This window comes from Flavobacteriales bacterium (assembly GCA_020435415.1).
Lineage (GTDB): Bacteria > Bacteroidota > Bacteroidia > JACJYZ01 > JACJYZ01 > JACJYZ01.
The window spans coordinates 1-21,443 of the sequence record JAGQZQ010000059.1; the positions used below are offsets into that span (position 1 = coordinate 1).

The 21,443-nt window shown below is 47.5% G+C and carries 11 protein-coding genes; 6 read left to right on the forward strand and 5 right to left on the reverse strand.

What is annotated here, in order from left to right; translation table 11 throughout:
• Positions 1-129 precede the first annotated feature (129 nt).
• The 6 genes from KDD36_10135 (at position 130) to KDD36_10160 (ending at position 14,307) form a co-directional block, all read left to right on the forward strand.
• Positions 130-4,182, forward strand: a complete 4,053-nt coding sequence (locus tag KDD36_10135; GenBank protein MCB0397003.1) for a T9SS type A sorting domain-containing protein — start codon at positions 130-132, stop codon at positions 4,180-4,182.
• 317 nt (positions 4,183-4,499) lie between these two features.
• Positions 4,500-9,887 (forward strand): PKD domain-containing protein, encoded by a 5,388-nt coding sequence (locus tag KDD36_10140; protein MCB0397004.1) that lies wholly within the window; start codon positions 4,500-4,502, stop codon positions 9,885-9,887.
• A gap of 94 nt (positions 9,888-9,981) precedes the next feature.
• The gene (locus KDD36_10145; protein ID MCB0397005.1) at positions 9,982-10,761 is read left to right on the forward strand and encodes a hypothetical protein; all 780 of its coding nucleotides are present in this window, start codon (positions 9,982-9,984) and stop codon (positions 10,759-10,761) included.
• Between the two features lie 129 nt (positions 10,762-10,890).
• Positions 10,891-12,639, forward strand: a complete 1,749-nt coding sequence (locus KDD36_10150; GenBank protein MCB0397006.1) for a hypothetical protein — start codon at positions 10,891-10,893, stop codon at positions 12,637-12,639.
• Between the two features lie 75 nt (positions 12,640-12,714).
• Positions 12,715-12,921 (forward strand): hypothetical protein, encoded by a 207-nt coding sequence (locus KDD36_10155; protein MCB0397007.1) that lies wholly within the window; start codon positions 12,715-12,717, stop codon positions 12,919-12,921.
• A gap of 90 nt (positions 12,922-13,011) precedes the next feature.
• Entirely contained in the window at positions 13,012-14,307 is a 1,296-nt protein-coding gene (locus tag KDD36_10160) for a serine hydroxymethyltransferase (protein MCB0397008.1), read from the forward strand.
• A gap of 1 nt (position 14,308) precedes the next feature.
• Here the strand turns inward: KDD36_10160 and KDD36_10165 are convergent, their stop codons facing one another.
• From KDD36_10165 to KDD36_10185, 5 genes are all read right to left on the reverse strand, one after another.
• Positions 14,309-14,773 (reverse strand): NUDIX domain-containing protein, encoded by a 465-nt coding sequence (locus KDD36_10165; GenBank protein MCB0397009.1) that lies wholly within the window; start codon positions 14,771-14,773, stop codon positions 14,309-14,311.
• Positions 14,773-15,492 carry a TerB family tellurite resistance protein gene (locus tag KDD36_10170; protein MCB0397010.1) on the reverse strand — a complete coding sequence of 240 codons (720 nt, stop codon included), beginning with the start codon at positions 15,490-15,492 and terminating at the stop codon, positions 14,773-14,775. The genes KDD36_10165 and KDD36_10170 overlap by 1 nt, the downstream gene beginning before the upstream one ends.
• Before the next feature lie 34 nt (positions 15,493-15,526).
• Entirely contained in the window at positions 15,527-17,950 is a 2,424-nt protein-coding gene (locus tag KDD36_10175) for a hypothetical protein (protein MCB0397011.1), read from the reverse strand.
• 112 nt (positions 17,951-18,062) lie between these two features.
• A complete protein-coding gene (locus tag KDD36_10180) occupies positions 18,063-20,117 on the reverse strand; it encodes a PD40 domain-containing protein (protein ID MCB0397012.1) in 2,055 nt (684 codons plus the stop codon).
• The gene (locus KDD36_10185; protein ID MCB0397013.1) at positions 20,110-21,189 is read right to left on the reverse strand and encodes a tetratricopeptide repeat protein; all 1,080 of its coding nucleotides are present in this window, start codon (positions 21,187-21,189) and stop codon (positions 20,110-20,112) included. Before KDD36_10185 ends, KDD36_10180 begins: the two co-directional genes overlap by 8 nt.
• Positions 21,190-21,443: the final 254 nt, after the last annotated feature.

The window sequence follows — 21,443 nt, forward strand, 5'->3', positions numbered from 1 at the left end:
GAATAATAGACCTGTCAATCACTTAAAACATGCTTTGGCTGACTAAGTGGTCAACGCGTTATGGATTAATACCTATCAAATTGTATCTTTGGCTTCAATTCGTTCGTATAGCCAGTAAAATCCAATAAAATGAACATCCTCAGATCGTCCCTGATTTTATCACTGTCAGCTCTCCTTTTCACATCAGCAGAAACACAAGCACAAACCGGTCCGGCCGGTGTAGGTACCAGTGCTTCCAATGTGCTGTGGCTTGATGCGAATTACCTGGGGCTGTCTAACAATAATCCGGTCTCCACATGGACGGACCGTTCGGGAAATGCCAACAATGCAACACAGGCCGGATCTCTCAGGCCATTGTTCCAAACCAACCGGGTCAATGGCAAGCCTACGATAAAATTTGACGGTACGGACGATTACATGCTGCTTGGCACCAACCTGGACCAGGCAGATGCAACCATATTCATCGTAGGTGACGGTTCGGGACTCAGCGGTTACCGCTATTTGTGCTCCACAAAAAAATGGTTTATCAATGCACGGCATAGTGGCGGCCGTCAATGGGGCTTTAACCAGGGCACCTTCATATCTTCCGGCATACAGTTGTTCGGAGGAACCTGGAACGTACTTACCTGTATTGTGCGAAATGGCTCCACTACTGTTAATATGTGGACCAACGGTGCCTTCGGCGCCAGCGGAACACGTGGTAGTTTTGCCAGTATTCCCAAAACGGTTATCGGTGCCTATTCTGCAGACGGAAGTACATTCAGCGGACACTATCAGGGTGAATTGGCCGAGGTCATTGTCTACAACTTTGAGTTGAACTCGGCACAGCGGACACTTGTACGAAATTATCTGGGATCCAAATACGGCAGAGGGGTTTCGAATGACGTATATGCCTACGAATCCACCCATGCCTATGAAATGGCAGGGATTGGACGTGATGATGCAAGTAACATTCACTCTACAGCCCAGGGAACCGGTATCATTGAAATAAGCAGCCCAACCGACCTTGGAGATGGAGAATACGTTGTATTTTGTCACAACAACACTTCACTTTCAACCACACAATCAAGTGATGTCCCTTCAACCGTCAATTCAAGACTAAGTAGAACCTGGAGAGTGGATATGACAGGGGATGCGGGGACATTGACATTAAAGGCTGATCTTACAGGCTACGAATTTGCAACCACCGATGACAACTTTTATGTTCTCCTGGTCGATGGAGATGGCACCTTCTCCAATGCAACGGTACATTATACAGGGTTTTCTTTCGACCCAGGGACAGACGTCGTTACTTTCACTGGTGTAGATTTTGCCGATGGTGACTATTTCACCATCGGATATGGTAAAATTTATAGTGTGGCATCGACAGCATGGTCAAACACAGCAACATGGAATTGCAACTGCATTCCAAGCACTAACTCAAGCGTGAATATAGGCAGCGGCACAACCGTTACCCTTGGAGCCAATGTTACCACAACAAATGTAACCGTTGAAACCGGAGCCGCATTGGATCTTTCACTGAGCAATTATAAACTTAGCCTTACCGGTAACTTCAGTAACAGTGGCACACTGTTTACCCGCTCCGGTGAAATGGAATTCATTGGTACTTCAGCTCAAACCATCTCCGGTACACATACGATGTACACAATGACAGTTAATAATTCAAATGGGGTTACTATCACGTCCGGATCAACAACCGTAACACATACGCTTAACATGACCGATGGCACGTTAACAACCGGAGGGCATCTTACCATAGGATCCAACTCCACACGAACAGCGCGGATCGCAACATTGGGGGCTGGCGCCTCGATCTCAGGTGATGTTACTGTACAGAGGTATATACCCACGACCGCAGCTGCGGGATACAGACACCTGGCATTTCCTTTGACAGATGCAGTAGTTGCTGAACTGGATGATAACATGACCATTACCGGCGTTAACGGAGCAACGGGAACCGGCAGTATATATACAGGCTATTGGAATAATCTCTATTGGTATGATGAAGATTATGTAGATCAGGGAATAGATGATGGCTGGACCGCACTAACGGACGTAACAGACGATCTAGAAAATACGGTTGGCTATGCCATATGGGTTTATAACGCAGATCTTCCGGCAACCCTTGGGGTAACCGGAACCGTAAAGACCGGAAATGCCACCTTTACCCTGACCTATGATGATTCGGGAACCCCTGCCAATGACGGATGGAACCTTGTAGGAAACCCGTATCCATCTCAAATCGATTGGGAACATGCCGATGTGGTTTACAACGGCAGTGTAAACGATGCCATATATATATGGAACGATGCGCATGAACACTACGAAGGATGGGTCGGAGGATTTGCCGTAAATGACGGTACCCAATACATTGCTTCCGGCCAGGCCTTCTTTGTGCAAACCAGCGCGGCAGCCCCCACTTTATCCATGACGGAAAATGTGAAGACCAGCGCAGATGCTACTTTTTATTCAGCAGTTGCAGCAGGTAGTCTGCCGGATCATATTAAATTGATGATTTCCAAAGGTGCCAAAAGCGACCAGGCGACATTGGTATTCAGAAAGGAAGCAACGGAAGGATTTGACAGCAAATATGACGCATGGAAGCTCTGGAGTACAACATACGGCACGCCCAACATAGCCACAGTTACCGAGAATGACGAGGTCCTGGCGATCAATAGTTTACCCGAAGTTCCGCAAAGCATTTCTGTCCCAGTACAAGTAAGAGTCCCGAGCAATGGCACATATAAGCTCTCGCTGACAGCCCTGGAGGTGCACAATAAATACTGCGTATTCATTGAGGATCTGGTGACCGGAGAGGTGATGGATCTAAGGTCTTTTGAAACCTATTCATTTACGGCTAAGACAACGGATGACGAAATTCGTTTTATGGTTCACCTTAATAAGAATGGTAAGCTTTCTGCACAATCAGAAGCCGTTGTTTGCGGCGGAGATGCGTCAGGAAAGGCCATCGCAATTTCAGAAGAAGGCCCCGGTTTATTCCAATGGTTTGATGCAAATGGCAATCTGGTCAGAAGCACCTCCACTCCTTCCTTGAGTGATGAACTGACACAAGTACCTGCTGGTACGTATTTCGTATCCTTATCCAACGGAGATGCTGCACCACTGCAGGCAAAGGGCAACGACAATGGCAAAGAAAATGTTTGCGAACGCGGCCTGACCCAAATCACCGTCTCGCAAGGCACGCCTTTGATTGCCTCTGTAGATATGGACAACTCAAGTCCGGCAACCTGCGAATCAAACGACGGGGTAGCTACGATCGAGGTTTCCGGAGGAGCGCAACCTTATTCCATCAGATGGAATGATGAAAGCGTACAGGAAGGCGCAACAGCCATTGATCTTGCTCCCGGTGAATACCAGGCTTTGATCACCGATGCCAACGGCTGTACGACCACCAAGCAGGTTCAGGTTACCCGCAGCATGGGGCCTGAAACCGGTTCCGTTGCCATCCAGAATGTAAGCTGTCCGGGAATGGCCGATGGGAAAATTTCCATCACCTCTATCTCCGGTGGTACTGCTCCTTATAGCGTTACATGGCCCGATAGGAGTTCAGGTCTTGAAAAATCCGGTCTGAAAGCCGGTTTATATCCCGTTTTGATCACCGATGCCAATGGTTGCAGTATTTATCATGGATTTGAGGTAAATGAATCAGCCTCCGTCACTGCAAGCTTCACCGTTTCAAGCAATGAGGTGGATATTGCAGAAGGTGGTCGTATATCCTTTGATAACCAATCCACCGGAACCAACCAATACCTTTGGAATTTCGGAGACGGTTCGATCTCTACCGAGAAAAACCCGGTACATGATTTCAACAAAGCCGGAACGTATACCGTAACATTAAGCACTACAAACGGTCAATGTGATCAGGTGGCAAGCAAAACCATCGAAGTGATCAATACTCTACCCGGAGCAAACACTTCTGACCGGAACAGTGCCACAGTCACTACCCGCCAGAACATAATCAATATTAACTACAATGTGAGTGAGAAGAATGGTATCAACGTATCGGTAGTCAACCTGCTTGGTCAGGAAGTAGCAAATACGGGCAAAACGGGTACCTCAGGAACTGCTCACCTGAGTGTCGACAGACCTGGTATATACCTTGTTAATGTATTCAGTAACGGACAATTGATACAAAGCTCCAAAGCCATCGTACATTTCTAGAAGGCGTACCGGCCAATCAGTGGCCTCATAGTATTGAAAGAGCCTATCCTGATCGGATGGGCTCTTTTCATTTTCTGCCCCGCTTCATTTATCCGATATCCTACCGGATATCCTGCACCCCAATCCCACCTCAATACCTCTGAAACGCTGCGACAACGTAGTATTCCCCTGAAAGTTACAACTACTTTCCACCGAACACCAATTACCTCCCAAAGAGAAAAACCGACCGTTCATCGAAGAACCGGTCTGATTAATGTCCCGAGCCAGTAAAAAAAGGAACAAGAAAACAATGACTACGTACAAATACTTAAGCATTTATGAGTACATCTTTCATACAGAGGTTCCTGAGGGGTAAAAGCAATGAGTGTTATGCGACCGTTCTAATCGTCGCATCACTGCTGATCTGTTCTATTGATGGATTCGGGATTACCATTACTTCCGTAAATACAGGGAACTGGACCACCAACTCCACCTGGGATTGCAATTGTACGCCAGGCACCGGTGATGATGTGGTTATCTCCAATAACAAAACCGTCACACTAAACAGTCACACCACGGCCAATAGCCTCACCATCAATTCAGGTTCTATTTTTGATCAAAGCAACCGACGTCTTACACTCAACGGCAGCTATACCAACAACGGAGAACACCAGGGAGCCCAAAGATTAGATCTCAATGCTATCCTGGGAGGTACTATAAGTGGTACAGGAACCATTACGCATACAGGCGACTTCAGGGTATTAAGTGGTGATTACCTCATCACGGCGGGAACAAATCTTACAAAAGCCTCAGGGGACATTTCTATCGCTGCAGGACTAACAATATTCAACAGTGGTACTTTCACCACAGGAGGAAATATTACCGGAGGGGCTGCAACAGCCCGATGGGTAAACAATGCCAACTCCAGCCTCGCGGCAGGAGGTACATTAATGAGCACAGGTATCCTGGTGGCTTCAGCAACAGGCAACACCATTAGTTATTCTGCCGCCGGCAATCAAACCATTAAAACACCTTTGAATAGTGAATACTATCATCTTACACTTGAAGGTACAGGAATAAAGAGCATGGCTGCTGCCTTGAGTATACTTGGCAACATTACGATTGTAAGTACCCTGGACGTCACCGCATCCAACTTCGGCATAACGATACAGGGAAACTGGAACAACCAGGGAACATTTACATACCGGACAGGAACTGTGACTTTTTCCGGGACCGGCACCCACGACATCACAGGTAGCCTTGACCTCACATTTTATAATGTTACCATTAACCAGACCGGAGGTCAGCTCACTGCATCCAAAAACATTACTGTTAACAACCAGCTTACCTTGACCGCCGGGCAGCTGAATACCGGTGCATATAAGATAACCGTCGGCATTTCAGTGGCAACACCGGGTAGCTTGATATACACTTCCGGTAGTATTCTGGGCACCTATGAAAAATGGATCAACGCCACAGCAACAGCCTATACCCTTCCTGTTGCCATGGGCTCCAGTGTTGCGCCTGCAGTAGTTACCTTTACCAATCTGGGAACCGGAAGTCTCGTTGCCACATTTACATCTACGGCACCAGGCACATCCGGATTGCCCCTGTCTGAAGGCGGTGATATCGTCCGGAACACCTATGCCGAAGGATATTGGACACTTACTGCAGCCAATGGCCTGACCAGTTCCAATTATGCATTGGACCTTAATGCAACTAACTTCACCAGTTTTACGGTTGATAATTCCACCCGTATATTACGACGGGTTGATGCCTTCTCTGCATGGACGTTACAGGGAACACATGCCCTGCCGACAGGCTCCGTGGTAAAAAGAACAGGGCTTGCCGTCCTGGGACAGTTTGCTTTGGGAGATACCACCAACTGTACCGGTCCTACCACTTCTGCCATTACGGGTGAGGACAGCGTATGCACAAGCACATCTAAGGTTTACAGCGTAACCAATACGCCCGGAAGCACCTATCAATGGTCTGCCGTTGGTGGAACCATCGGTGCGGCTCAGGGCAGTAATACCATGACCATCAACTGGGGAAGCACAGGAATGGCCGGAAGTGTCTCGGTTACCGAAACCAACAGTTGCACTCAGGGATCTCCCGTGACATTGGATGTGAATATCCATGCCATTGCTGCTACTTCCATTACCGGAAACATTGATGTTTCTGAAGGTACCACCGGCGAACCTTATTCCGTTTCAGGTTTACCAGGATATACCTATACCTGGAACATCACCGGTGGATCCATTGATGCCGGACAATACAGCGATGCAATCACCGTCACCTGGGGTGCCGCCGGCACAGGAAATGTCAGCGTAACCGCTTCGAACGGATGTGGAAGTGCATCTCCCTATGATACGGATGTAAACATTCTTGACGTTATAGAAAGCATTGGTACCGGAAACTGGGGTACGACAACCACCTGGGATTGTACCTGTGTTCCACCGACAAATGCCAATGTGGTTATCAAAGCCACGCACACGGTAACGCTTTCCGGGCACACCACGATCAACAACCTTGAGATCAGAAGTACAGGAACCCTCTTTGACAACAACAAGCGGATGACCGTCACGGGAAGCCTGATAGTGGATGGTACTTACACAGGAACCAACCGCCTGGAGCTTTCAGGGGCCAACACAAATCTCAGCGGCACCGGTACCATTTCCACATCCGGTGAATTCAGGATATCAGGAGCAAAAACGATCCTGACCAATAGTAACCTTAACCGCTCTCCCGGTGATATCAATGTCACAAACGGAGTTAGTATTACCAACAAGGGGGCCGTGCTACTCGGGGGAAGCCTCACTGCTGTGGACCCTGCCACAAACTGGATCAACGATGCCAGTGCACAGCTTACCGTTGGCGGCGCCCTTCTTGCCACCGGTAACCTGGTTGCCATCGCCGACGACAATACCGTAGAATACAACGGCACCGCGGGTCAGGTCATTAAGGATGTGGATTACTTCAACCTGAAATCAACCGGCACAAATACGCTGACCTTAAACAATGATATGGTCGCCTATGGCAACGTGGAGATCGGCACGGGAAACACCCTGAACTCCAACACCTATAACATGACCGTGCTTGGGAACTGGACAAATTCCGGAGGAACGTTCAATTCCACCACCGGAACCGTAACGTTTTCCGGAGGCACCACACAAGTCATCACATCCACCGGGGGCGAGAATTTCAACAACGTTTCGGTATCCTCCGGAACCACCCTGCAGGTAGCCTCAGGCAGCAATGCTACCATCACAGGTACCCTTACCATTTCCGGTGCACTGGATAACGACGGGACCCTTTACCTCACCAACGGTTACAGCGGCAACACCGGAACATTAAAGGGCAGCGGCAATACCGTGCTTACCGGCGGAAACTGGGACAGTTCAACAGGTACTTTCCAGGCCGAGGATGGAACGGTTACCATGCAGGGCAGCTCTGCACAAAACATTATCTCGGGTAATACTTTCTACAACCTGACGGTCAACAATGCCAGCGGAGTGGCCGTATCCTCAGGAACACAAAACATCAGAAATATCCTTTCCTTACAAAGTGGTAATTTCAATACCAATAATGCCATTACATTCCTGTCTACCGCCTCCAGAACAGGCCGGTTAGATTCTGTAAGAACCGCCGCAAGCATTACGGGCACCGTGACCATACAAAGGTACATTTCCGGTGATGCCGGTTACAGAAACATAGGGATTCCTATTACAGATGCCACCTTTGCCCAACTGAATGACGATATTACGCTTACCGGCATGACAGGCACCGGAAACGGTTACACCAACTACTGGGCTTCCGTGTACTATTATGATGAGGATTATGCCGGCGGCGGCTCGATCGATTCGGGTTGGGTGGCCGTTAAAAATGTAACCGATGCCATCGACCCGACAAAAGGGTACTCCATCTGGATTTACAACGTAGACCTGCCAACAACCATTGACATCACCGGAACTCCCTATGTCGGTGACAAATCTTTTACCCTGACCTATGACAACAGTGGCAGTCCGTCCGACAACGGCTGGAACCTCGTCAACAACCCTTATCCCGCTCCCATTGATTGGACCCATGGCAGTGTATCTTACAACGGCTCTGTAAACAATGCGGTATACATTTTCAGGGACGACCTTCAACAATACGCGAGCTTTGTTGGCGGATTGGGCACAAACGGCGGTTCAAACGTCATTCCGTCCATGCAATCATTCTGGGTACAAACGAATGCCACTTCCCCCACCCTTTCGATGCGGGAAGTCTCAAAATCAGGAACGGACACAGCCTTCTTTGCCAAAGTAGCGGAGGAACAGATCCTGAAGATCACCCTAAAAAATTCGCTTGGAAAGAAAGATGAAGCCATTATACAAGTGAAAGACAACACCACTTCGGGCTATGACGCTGCCTGGGATGCGAGAAAACTATGGAGTATAGGTGCCGGAATCTCCAACATTGGAATCCGGATAAACGGTGAGGATATGTCAATCAACCGTGTGCCACCGGCTGCATTGAATCTTATTCCACTTTCATTGAAGGTTGAAAAAACCGGAAAACATACTTTCGAATTTGACATGCAGGTTTTCCCGATGAGTGCATGCGCATTCCTGGAAGATAAAAAGACAGGCACATTCCATGACATCCGTGTGCAGTCCACCTACACCTGCAACATCGACAGCGGAGACGTGATGAACCGTTTTGTCATCCACATCGCCGGTGGTATTGAGAAATTCTCCGAAGCTGCCTCTTGCAGCGAAACCGCTGATGGTTATGTGATTGCCACCCCTCCGTCCAACAGTCCGTTCGACGTGATCTGGAAAGACGAACAAGGAACCATACTGAAAACAACAAATGCCTGCATTGGTCCGGATACGTTATCCGGATTGACCCAGGGTACGTATGAAGTAACGATGTCCGGACCGGGCTTATGTGGAACAATAACGGATTTGATCACCGTGACCGCTCCGCAACCTATGAATCTGACTTCTACCGTTACCGCACCCGCCTGTAAAGGTGAAAGCAATGGAACCATAGAACTGGATGTGAACGGAGGAACGACACCCTATCAGGTAAACTGGTCATCCGGCCATACCGGTACATCACTGGATCAACTTTCTGCAGGAAATTATCCTTTCGAGGTTACCGACGCCAACAATTGCAGCATAACAGATTCCGTATTGATTCAAGAACCGGAAGCCATCAATCCCGGTTTCTCAGCCCAAAGCGATACCCTTGAGTGGCCGGCAGAACAAGATGTCAAATTCACAAATTACACCACCGGCGCCTCCCACTTCGAATGGAACTTCGGGGACGGAACACCTTCCGGTAGTGAAACAAACCCAAGTCACACCTACACACAACCCGGCACCTATACCGTTACGCTTTACGCCTGGAAAGCGAGCTGTATCGATTCCACCCAACGAATCATAACCTTGCTTGACATGCCTACACAAGTTGAAGACCCTTCGAATCCTTTACCTGATGGACTGAAGGTTGTTACAGGCAGTAATCAGTACAGGATATACTTCCCTACATCCGACTGGACAAAGGCGGAGATATCACTTTACGACATCACTGGCAGACTGGTGACTCCAACGACTGAAATGCTTGCCAAAGAAGGATCCTCTCTCGTCATCCCATCGCCGAATGTAGCCGGAATTTACCTACTTCATCTGATGATTGATGATCAGGCATGGACGATCAAATTGAATCGACCGTAAGCACGAATCAAGCGTCAACACAGCCATTCCGGAAACAACCATTAGGTAATTCTACGCATATTCATTACTTTTATCACGTAGAATTAACCTCCGAATGCGCTACTTATTGACCTCCGTAATGTGCGTGCTATTGCACGTACCATTTTTGCATGGGCAAGACATTGCCAGTATATCTACGGGCAACTGGAATGAAGCAAGTACCTGGAATTGCAACTGCATTCCACCCGACGGAAGCAATGTGACCATCTCAACCGGCGACAGTGTTTGGTTAAGCAAGAAGCCAACCACAGGTGATCTCACGATTGAATCAGGAGCCGTACTTAACACCAAGAACCAACGTACAGCAGTAAATGGCAACCTTCAGGTAAATGGACACCTTTATTCCAACAGTTCGTTTACGCTGGGCGGTACAAATATTACCATCAGCGGCACCGGCACGATAAATAACAACAAAAGCATTGACCTCGAAGGAAGCACCGTGGCCTTCCCATCCGGCACGGACCTGGATATTCTTGGCACACTCTCTATCGGGTCCGGTGTCATCGTATCCAATCTTGGCGCCCTTTCCATCGACCGGCTGGATGCAGCCAATGCGTCATCCACCTGGACGAACAGGGCCGGTGCTTCGCTGTCGGTTTTCGATCGGTTTCTTGAAGGGGGTACCCTCTATGCCGCAGCAAGTGGAAATACCATTCACCTGGAAAAAAACGGAAAGCTGAATATTCCGGTACCGGGAGATAAATACTTTCATCTGGAAATCGCCGGTGCGGGACAATCTGTTCTGACAGGCAATACCGAAGTAGCCGGCAACCTGAGCATACAAGGAGGAACTTTTAAGTCCGCCAGCTACACATTAACCGTCGGAGGAAACTAGAATACTTCCGGGGGAATATTTGATCCTGTAAAAGGACTCGTAATCTTCAATGGAAATAACCAGCAACTCAGCTCCGCTTCCTTACTTGAATTCTATAACCTCACATTCGCAGGTACAGGCACAAAAACATTGGGAAATGGACTGGTAGTAATCGGAAACCTTACCATCTCCTCCGGCCTGGATATGAGTTCATCCCAATACCCTATTTCCGTTGAAGGGAACTGGACAAATACCGGCACATTTACAGGCAGATCAGCCCTTGTAACCTTTAACGGAAAAACCGGTCAGACCATAAACGGCAGTCAGTCCTATCAGGCGCTTGTCATCAATAACAATGCGGGGGTTTCAATTACCGGCGGTACCACCTCTATCAAAGATTCCCTGAAAATCGCCAGAGGAACGTTTACCACCAACAATGCATTGGTACTGCTATCAACTCAAACCAAAACCGCGAGGATTGCGACCATTCCATCCGGCAGTTCACTTTCCGGTAAAATTACCATGCAACGTTCCGTCAAAGGAGGGCAGGCAGGGTTTCGTCACCTGGCATTTCCGATGACCGATATCACCATCAGCGAATTGAATGACGACATATTCCTGACAGGAGTTGCCGGAGCGGGAAATGGTTGGGAAAACTATTGGGCCAACGTCTACTGGTATGATGAGGATTATGCCTCAAGCGGCTCCATGGACTCCGGATGGGTTGCTGTAAAAAACATCAATGAATCCCTGGATCCTTATAAGGGCTACAGTGTTTGGATGTATAAGACCGACCTGCCCAAGGTGCTGGATATTTCGGGCACTCCGCTCACAGGTAATGTTTCCGTACCACTCACCTATAACGGCAATGGCTCTCCTGCAGAAAACGGATGGAACCTGGTCCCAAACCCCTACCCAAGTGCCATCGACTGGGATCACCCCGAGGTTGTGACCAATGCAAGTGTGGCGGAAGGTATCTATATGTGGAACCCCAACACCCAGCAATACAGCAGCTACGTAAACGGCATAGGGACGAATGGCGGGTCCCGCTACATTGCTTCAGGTCAGGCGTTCTATGTACAAACCACCGGGAATGCACCCACACTTACGCTCACAGAAAACGTGAAATCATCAGCAAATCCGGCATTCATTCAAAATCAATCCCCGTCCCCACACCTGTTGAGCCTGGTACTCTCCGACGGTACGTTCTCCGATGAAACCGTGGTGGGATTGCATCCGGCAGGAACGTTAAACCTGGACAAAGGTCTGGACGCGGTAAAACTACCCAGCCGAAACCCAGCAGTACCATACCTGGCCAGCCAAAGTGCAGACGGTGATCTTGCCATCAACCTGGTACAGGCCAACAATCCGATGATCACTATACCTCTCTCGGTAAGGGTCAATAGCAATGGAACATATACCTTTTCCGCTCACTCAGGAATATCCGGGCTTTTTTACCTGGAAGACAGACGCGAAAAGAGTTTCACCGCGCTTTCCGGCGGGAGCTATACCGTACAACTTTCAACAGAAGACAACCCGGACAGATTTGTGCTTCATCTTCTGCCAGAGGAAATGACAGTTGAAACCAATTCAGAAAACCAAACGACAGTCACCACGCCGCTGGCAACAACCTCTCAACCGGCCGGACACCAATATGAAGAAGCACTGATGGCGGTCATAGGGCCGGGTAAAGTAGGAATTGACCTCACATCCTTCAACGCGGAGCAAACGATCACCCTGTCTTTTTATGACCTGTCAGGAAAATTGATTTATACCGCCACTACCTATGGCGCCGGTACTCCCGTCATTCATCTTCCCCCATCCTTCGAGGGATTATTGCTTGGAACCATCTCGACCGAAAACACCCGTCAAAGTAAACTTCTTTACATAGGTAGATAAACTGTTTTTTCTATCTGTATACCCTCTTCTTTTTTTTATTAACTTTGGCCTCAACGCATTAAAATACACCAGACAATGAAAAAAGCGTTTGCCGTTTTGTTTTTCTTGATGCTTGGCTTTCAGGTGTATATCATGGCTCAACCGCCGGTGGGAGGTCCTTCTGGCGACCCGGGCCCTGCCGGTCCTGACAACGTACCCATCGATGGTGGTATTGGTTTGCTTGTAGCTGCCGGTCTCCTTTACGGTGGGAAAAAGGCCTACGATCACCGAAACAAATCCTAAAGTTTCCGGAATTTAATCCCTTCAAGCTCCGGGAATCGTTGTTATCTTTGCCCCGGATATATTTCTACGATTTTTTAATTCTACAGTCACATGCAAAAAGACACGGTTATTTTTGATCTGATCCAGGAAGAGCTGAAACGACAACTCGAGGGTCTTGAGCTTATCGCTTCTGAAAACTATGTAAGCAGTCAGGTCATGCAGGCCATGGGTTCGTGTTTAACCAACAAATACGCCGAGGGACTTCCTCATAAGCGTTACTACGGTGGATGTGAGGTTGTGGATCAGGTTGAAGACATTGCGATTGACCGTCTAAAAGAACTGTTCGGTGCAGAGTGGGCGAACGTGCAGCCCCACTCCGGCGCACAAGCCAATGCTGCCGTGATGCTGGCTACATTAAAACCCGGAGACCATATTCTTGGATTTGATCTGTCCCATGGCGGACACCTGACCCATGGCTCTCCGGTGAATTTCTCTGGTAAATTATACAAGCCTTTCTTTTATGGCGTGGAAAAGGAGACCGGTCAGATCAATTATGACAAGGTAGAAGAAACAGCAAAAAAAGAACAACCCAAACTCATCATCTGTGGCGCCTCGGCCTATTGCCGTGACTGGGACTATGCCCGGCTGAGAAAGATCGCTGACGAAGTAGGTGCGTTGCTGCTTGCGGATATTTCTCATCCTGCCGGTTTGATTGCAGCCGGACTGCTCAATGATCCGATGCCACATTGCCACATTGTAACATCCACCACACACAAAACCCTTCGCGGACCAAGAGGTGGTGTGATCATGATGGGAAATGATTTCGACAATCCTTACGGTCTTACCACTCCCAAAGGCGCCATTAGAAAAATGTCTAGCTTGCTGGATTCAGCTGTATTCCCGGGTACACAAGGTGGACCACTGGAGCATGTGATTGCTGCCAAAGCGGTTGCATTCGGAGAAGCACTTAAGGATGATTACAAGACCTATTGCAAACAGGTGATCACCAATGCCCAGGCAATGGCTGCAGCCTTTGTTGAAAAAGGATATGAGGTGATCTCAGGTGGTACTGATAACCATTTGATGCTGATCGACCTTCGTTCGAAAAATGTAACCGGTAAGGAAGCTGAAAATGCACTGGTGCAAGCGGAGATCACCGTGAATAAGAACATGGTTCCGTTTGATGACAAATCTCCTTTCGTTACTTCCGGCATACGGATCGGTGCATCCGCCATCACCACCCGTGGCTTTGGTGTCAAAGAAGCATTGGAAGTGGTAGAGTTGGTAGACGAAGTGGTCACACACCACACAGACGAAAAGGTGATCCGGAATGTAGCGGAAAAGGTGAAATCTCTCACCAGGAATTATCCACTGTTCGCTGCAGAAGGTAAAGTCAGCGCTGTTTAGTTCAGCGAGGCAGGTTCCACCCCTCCTCAAGTCGTGACGCAATCATACGGTCGATCGGAAAGGTAAAATCCGTTTCGGAAAGTTTGCTGCGGCTTACCCAGCGAAATACCTGATGGTCGGCAGACAGGCTGCTGAAATCCGGAACTTCCGCCACCGCAGGAATACTATGTGCATCGGACATTTCAACCCAATAATAAATGCTGATCACCTGATCATCCGGTCTGAATGCAGATACCTGAAAGAAGTCTGTGGTGTAGTAGTGCTCGACCACTGTTATTTCCCGGGACATTTCTTCCATAAACTCCCGGATCAACGCCTCCCTGGTGCCTTCACCGAACTGTAGTCCTCCACCGGGAAATTTTGTCATTCCCAGTTTTGAACGGTACTCATCAGTCACCAGGATTTCATCTCTGTCATTGCGCAACAGGCCGTAAACACGGATATTGAAGGTTCCGCTGGCCGACATCAGGAAAACCCTTTTTGCTTCTTGACGGTCTCGTAGGCCTCATTCACTTTCTGAAATTTCTCATTGGCTGCCTTACGGAAGTCTTCACCAAGGTGCGCCACCTTATCAGGGTGATATTTCACAGCCATGCGGCGATAAGCCTTCTTGACTTCTTCCGGCGTAGCGTTTTCATCCACCTCCAATATCTTGTATGCAGCGCTGCTGTCCTTCACAAACATCGCCTTGATCGATTCAAAATCCTTTTGGCTAATTCCCAGCCAACCGGCTATTGAATGAATGGTATTAACCTCAGAAGAATCGATATGTCCGTCGGCGCCTGACACACCAAAAAGAAAGTGAAGCAACTGGAGCCTGCTGGGGTGGGTCATGTTGTCACGAATCTGATCACATACCTCCTTCACATGAATATCCTGTTTCAGTATCTCCCGAAACAACAACATCCTTTCATTGGCATGTTCGCTGCCAAACTGGTGTGAAAAGAAATCCCTTACATAGTTCAGTTCCGACTTGAGGATTTTTCCATCTGCCTTCATCACGGCACCGGCAAGTACAAGCAACGCGGCACCAAAATCTCCTGCCTGGGTGCGCCCATGGTAGGGTTTGTTTTCGGTGCCGGCCATATCCTGCAAACTACCGATCGCAAAACCGATGATTCCGCCAATGGGTCCCATAAATGCCCATCCCAGGCCTCCCCAAAGCCATTTAGCGTAATTGGTCATAATAAAAAGTGGATGAGGTAATGGTCATATGAACTCAGAAACCACAGGCTTCACAATAGTCGTTCTTAATGACCGGGTTATCAAACATCTGAAAGGAATGCCGATTTTCTTTAAACAAATTACAATATGTTTCCTTGTCGTATTCCTTCAATTTAAGCATTGCAGCCCTAAGCTTTTGCGTACTGATCCGATCCTTCACATAGGTGCATAAGGATATATAGGTTTCCAGCAAACTCTGATCCACGCCTTCCCGGTCCACGAATGGATCCAGAAGATCCAGGGCATATTTGTAGTTCTGGCGCTGATCCACAAAGATCAATGCCAGTTTCATAGCGTTCTGCCAGGTAGACTCCTGCAGATTGAATACTTCCTTGATCTTATCAATGCTTGCCTGGACCATGGATTCCCCGTCCGGTATGGTGTCAAATGCTTCGATCACTTTGAAACGAAATTCCAGGTTGAGGGCGTCCACATCTTGTTTATCGATGTCGGACTTATAGAAATTGTCTATCTCCGTTTGCATCTTATTCACCTCAACTTCACCTGAAATGGACGAGTTCTTCACAACGCATACCAATTGGTTGAAGGTGATGTTCATGTCAGACGGAGAAAGAGTGGCCAGACTGTCTATCGTGCTGCATTCATTCGCATCCAGCGTATCTTTCACGGCCAGATTCTGGAACCATATCTGATTCATGATCAGGTGAGCAAATTCTTTCTTTCTGGGTATGGATGGTGAAGTAATCGCTTCTTCGGTGTATCTGCCATACATCACTTTTTCTATGATATAATTTTGAAGGACAGTCGCCAGTTTTGCATCCCCTGCCTTCACCGCTTTGTTAAACTTACTTACAAGATATGGTTGCTCCTTCTTCCCTTTGATATCATACTCTACCGTCATGATGATCTGAGCATAACGCTGTTCCTGAAGAATAGGCTCCATATTGCGTAACAACGTCTTATTGGCATTAAGTTCATTCCGCACTTCCTCCTTCGTCTTCTTTGCCAGGTATTCATAGGGGGTTCCCTTCACCTGCTTCTTGAACTCTTTAAAAGAGTCACTGGTAATAATGGTCCTTTTAACTTCCCCCTTTTGAAGTTTTTCCAAAGCACCTACAATGCTTTCAGCTCTCCTGTTCTGTAGTTTATCATTCTTCAAAGAATCGCCTTCAATAGATGAATAGGCATATATCTCAATCTCCTTCACGATAAAATCGGGTTCATTGAGTGATTCCAAGAACGTCTTGATATCCTCAGGTTTGTAGTCCGACTTGTTCTTCTCAAAAGGAATTTTAAAGTTAAGGACGGTCTTATCTGCCGCCAGCTGATATTTGCCGTCTGTGGCAACAAAAACGGTATCCGGAATAAGGTGAAGCGGCGTCAGAGACTGGATTCCAAGGTCCTTCATATACTTCCGATTGATACTGGCACAGTAAGTTTTCTCCTGGATAACCACGAGGTTCAGCTCGAAATCAGGGTGATCAAAATCTTTGGGCAGATCGGCCAGGTGCACCCTGATCTTATTGGCTTTGCGTTCCTTGATCTCATTGTTCTTAAATAGTTTCTTCGAGTATACCCGCTTAAGCAGTACACCTTTATTGATCAGGTTGTTGTCATAAATATTATACTCCTTTCCACAGGGGTATTGATCTTTCATAATGATCTCCACCGCCAATCCATCCTTTGGCTTACGAATAAGCCTCTTCAACGCCTTGAAATTGTCATATTCAAAATAGATGCTGCTGCCCTCTACTTTAAGTCCTTTCTGTAACTCCTGCAGATCATTGAATTTTTCACACTTCCGGCACTGCTTATCATCATAAGGTTTCAACCCATACTTCTTTTTCGAATACGGATATTTCAATTCTGTGACCTTTGCCGCACCTTCATTCAACATATCATAGCCTCCGAATACGACGGAAACATAAACCCTTTTTCCTTCCTCATCCAGTGAAGCACCCTGCCCGGAAAAGACCAGATTCCGTTTCAGGAGCGTTTCCGAATCCCGCTTGTTACCTATCCATTTTTGGACAATTTCATCCGCAACCTTATCGTAGTTGTACGGGTCACGCCCTTTGGAAATGTTTGATTTGGCAACAAGCTCCAGAGCCTTATCGGAGCCACCGTAAAACTTGACCCTTCCTCCGGTATCTTTTTTCTTTCCTCCGCCCACGTCGGTAGCAGCTGTTTGCATTTTGGCCATGAACTTTGCATGATCCGCCGCAGCCTTTTGCGCTACCTTACCTGAAATAAGAGTATCAAGTTTGTTTTCTATCCGAAAAGCATTGATCTTTTTAATGATCAACGATTTCATGGTATTGGCCGAGAAATTGTCTTCGTAGATATTGCTGAATGGCGGTTGGATCGGGTCATCGTCATCCTGCGCAAATACCACCGCAGTGCCAGATAAAAGCACACCTGTGATCAAATACACCAAACGAAATTGTAAGATACTCATCCTAAACCCATTATCCATGCAAAATAGCATACAAAGTAATGCAGGAAATTGACAAATAAAAATTTTATAAACAAAACATTGTTTACCTCTGTGATTTTCGAACGGGAAAAGTTTACTTTTCAAGTATCTTAAACTCTGTCCGGCGGTTCATCTGTCTGCCTTCTTCAGAATCATTACCTGCGATCGGCTGATCCTTACCATATCCTTTAAACACAAGGCGTTGACTGGAAATTCCTTTGGAGATCAGGTATTGAACCACGGACTGCGCCCGCTCTTCCGACAACGTTTGATTATGGGTCGCAGATCCGGTGTTATCGGTATGGCCGGATATTTCAATTTTAAGGTCGGGAACATCATTCAATAATTTCATCAACCGATCGATCTCCGCGAACGATTCATGACGAAGGACTGCCTTGTCCGTATCAAAGAAAATATTCTTCAGCACGATCTTACTACCCACCGCTACGTTTTTCAGGGCGATGTCTTTCACCACCTCCTGATAAGCGGCCAGGGCGGTCACATCGAAGTTTTCGGAATGAAAAAGATAGCCTTCCTTCTTTACAGCAATCCCGTAGTTCTTTCCGGAAGGCAGTGTAACGAGGTATTTTCCGGTTTTACTATTTGATAGAAAACCGGCAATCACCTCTCCTGTCTCATTATCTACAATTTCAATAGCGGCTTCAAGGATTGCTTTCGTAACGGCATCGGTCACCACTCCTTTGAGAAGAGTGATACTGGCCTGGCTCACCGGCACCGATGGTTCGATTGCCTTTTCACTAACGGGTTTTGCTACACTGGCAATCATATAATCCTCCGTACTCAGCAGCAGAGGCTTTTCAGGCCCAAGCATGGTCACCTTGTAGATATCCTTTTCCCCATATCCATCGGTACGAAAACTGGCATAGTACCCATGCCTGCCATTGGCAGAAACGACGAAAAACACATCGTCATCAGGCGTATTGATCGGATATCCCATGTTCTCTGGTTCCGACCACGATCCGTTCTCAAATACCGTTTTAAAAATGTCGTAACCACCCATTGTTTTATGCCCCTTGGAAGAGAAGTACATCGTCTTACCATCCGGGTGCATGAACACCGCTTCCTCATCGTATGGGGTGTTAATGGTGGGGCCCAGGTTTTTCGCCTCACCCCATCTGCCTTTGCTATCACGTGTACTTACAAAGATGTCTCTTCCGCCACGGCTATCCGGTCTGTCGCTGACAAAATAAATTTTGCGGCCATCATAAGATATGCTTGCTGAAGATTCATGATAATCCGTATTAATGGTCTTTGGCAACCGTTGTGGTTTAGACCATTCCTCCCCTTTCAATTCACATTCGAAAAGATCTCCGTCATTCTCATCCTTATATATCAGAAGCCATTGCCCATCCGGAGATAGCCCCACATTCGCATCATGGTCATCAGAGTTTACGGGGCTCCCGAGATTAACCGGGTCAGACCAATCACCTCCGCGGTTATAGCTCACATACACATCCTCAAACGGCTCGAACAGATTCTCATCCATCCCTCCACCGGTGGTCCCTTCACGCCTGGAAGTGAAATACATCACCGATTCGTCAGCGGAAATCACCGGACCATATTCCGGGGTAGCTTTGTTAATCGTAGGACCCACGTTATCGATAAATGCCCTTACCGGTTCCTGAACAAGTTGTTTACCCACCTCACATTCTTCCACATGTTTGACCACAAGCTTTAACAGATCCGGTTCATCCGACGACAACTGGGACTGGTATTTCCGGAATTCGGTGATGGCATCATCAAATGCCAGGTTGAGTTGATAGGCCCAACCGAGATAATAGTGAATCCGGGGGTCAATTTCGGGGTTAAGCTTATACGCTTTCTCCAGGTAAGGAATGCTCGCCACACGGTTGCTGGAAAACAGGTAACACATACCCAAATGCAGATTCAGCAGCGCATTATCCGGATTAAACGCCTGGGCTTTTAAAAAATGTGGAATGGCCATTTTATATCCAAACCTGCCCTTCTCAAAATATGCATCTCCTTCCTTCAGTGACTTGTAGGCTTCTTTCAACTCACTTTTTCGTTCAGGGAAGTAACTCTTCTCAAAAGGAATATCACCCTGCGCCAGCGCAATCATGGTCATCAGGCAACAAACGAAGGAAGCTATCGCTGATTTGCTATTCATGGCAATCTGTCAAATATGCGCCTGCGCTGTTGACCCCTAGCGCTTTGGCTTTTTTCCAATCCGCACAGGCCTTGTCGGGCTTCCGAAGCATTTCCCGGGCAATTCCCCTGTTCATAAAGGCATAACCGTAATCCGACTTATACTTCAGTGCTTCGGTACAGTCCGCTTCCGCTCCGGCATAGTCCTTCTGTTTATATTTCACAGCTGCTCTTCCATTCAGTGCGAATGCGTATGAAGGATTCAATTCAAGTGCCTTATTGAAATCCTTGAGGGCTTCATCATATTTACCGAGTTCGAAATAGACTGTACCCCGGTTATTATAAGCCTGAACATAGGATGGGTTCATTTTAATAGCCAGGCTGTATTCAAGAACAGCGCCTTCGAGATCACCTTGTTTCTTCTTGATGCTTCCAAGATTTCCATAGGCAACAAATAATCTGGGGTCAAGCTCAATGGCCTTTGCATAGTCTTTGGCCGCGGCTTTTACATCCCCGAGCATGCGATACGTACTTCCCCTGTCATTATAGGCATAAGCATGATTCGCATCAGCATTAATGGTGCTGTTAAAATCCTTGAGGGCTTTAAAATAATCCTCTTTGGCAAAGTAGATGCAGGCTCTGTAGTATGATGCCTGTGCATTTCCGGGATTGGCCGAAATGGCGTTGGAATAGTCTGAATGGGCACCCTCCAGATCGTTTTGCTCGTGCCGGATTCTACCCATATGGTAATAGGCCATATCAGCTGCCGGGTTTACGGCCAACGCCCTTTTGAAGTCAGCCATAGCCGCCGGTATTTCGCCCATGGTCACTTTTGTTGCGCCACGGTTTACGTATGCCTTATCAAAATCCGGATTCAGTTCGATCGACTGGTTGAACATAAGCACAGCCTCCCCGTACTTGCCCTGTTCGTAAAGCGCAACACCTTCATTATACATTTCCTGAGCCCGGGCGCTGATGGTATCAACAGTAGTGGCGATAATCGTATCGGATGCCAGGGAATCCGTCGCTTCAATCTGTGCAAATGCCATGAAGCGGATCGATAAAAAGGCTGCGGCCAACCATGTCCTGTTCATGGTTCTAAAAGTATAAAAAATAGGGAATACCAGAACCAGATAAAGACCGGTCCACAGAATTTCACATTCCCTCTTTTCAATGTTTACCCATTATATAAGGCGTTCACGGTGTGGGTTGAACACTAGGTTCTTACGTTTGGGATAATCTAAAGGAAAAAGATATCTTTGCCAACTGCGTACCTATACTTGCTACAAAAATGATCCTACGAAGAATTGCATACATCTGCCTGGCAATGGGTTTGCCTTTACTGGCA

Excerpts from the sequence above, each read along its gene's own strand:
- KDD36_10135 (MCB0397003.1), top strand. The coding sequence starts at position 130 with ATGAACATCCTCAGATCGTCCCTGATTTTATCACTGTCAGCTCTCCTT.
- KDD36_10140 (MCB0397004.1), top strand. The coding sequence starts at position 4,500 with ATGAGTACATCTTTCATACAGAGGTTCCTGAGGGGTAAAAGCAATGAG.
- KDD36_10145 (MCB0397005.1), top strand. The coding sequence starts at position 9,982 with ATGCGCTACTTATTGACCTCCGTAATGTGCGTGCTATTGCACGTACCA.
- KDD36_10155 (MCB0397007.1), top strand. The coding sequence starts at position 12,715 with ATGAAAAAAGCGTTTGCCGTTTTGTTTTTCTTGATGCTTGGCTTTCAG.
- KDD36_10160 (MCB0397008.1), top strand. The coding sequence starts at position 13,012 with ATGCAAAAAGACACGGTTATTTTTGATCTGATCCAGGAAGAGCTGAAA.
- KDD36_10165 (MCB0397009.1), bottom strand. The coding sequence starts at position 14,773 with ATGTCGGCCAGCGGAACCTTCAATATCCGTGTTTACGGCCTGTTGCGC.
- KDD36_10170 (MCB0397010.1), bottom strand. The coding sequence starts at position 15,492 with ATGACCAATTACGCTAAATGGCTTTGGGGAGGCCTGGGATGGGCATTT.
- KDD36_10175 (MCB0397011.1), bottom strand. The coding sequence starts at position 17,950 with ATGAGTATCTTACAATTTCGTTTGGTGTATTTGATCACAGGTGTGCTT.
- KDD36_10180 (MCB0397012.1), bottom strand. The coding sequence starts at position 20,117 with ATGAATAGCAAATCAGCGATAGCTTCCTTCGTTTGTTGCCTGATGACC.
- KDD36_10185 (MCB0397013.1), bottom strand. The coding sequence starts at position 21,189 with ATGAACAGGACATGGTTGGCCGCAGCCTTTTTATCGATCCGCTTCATG.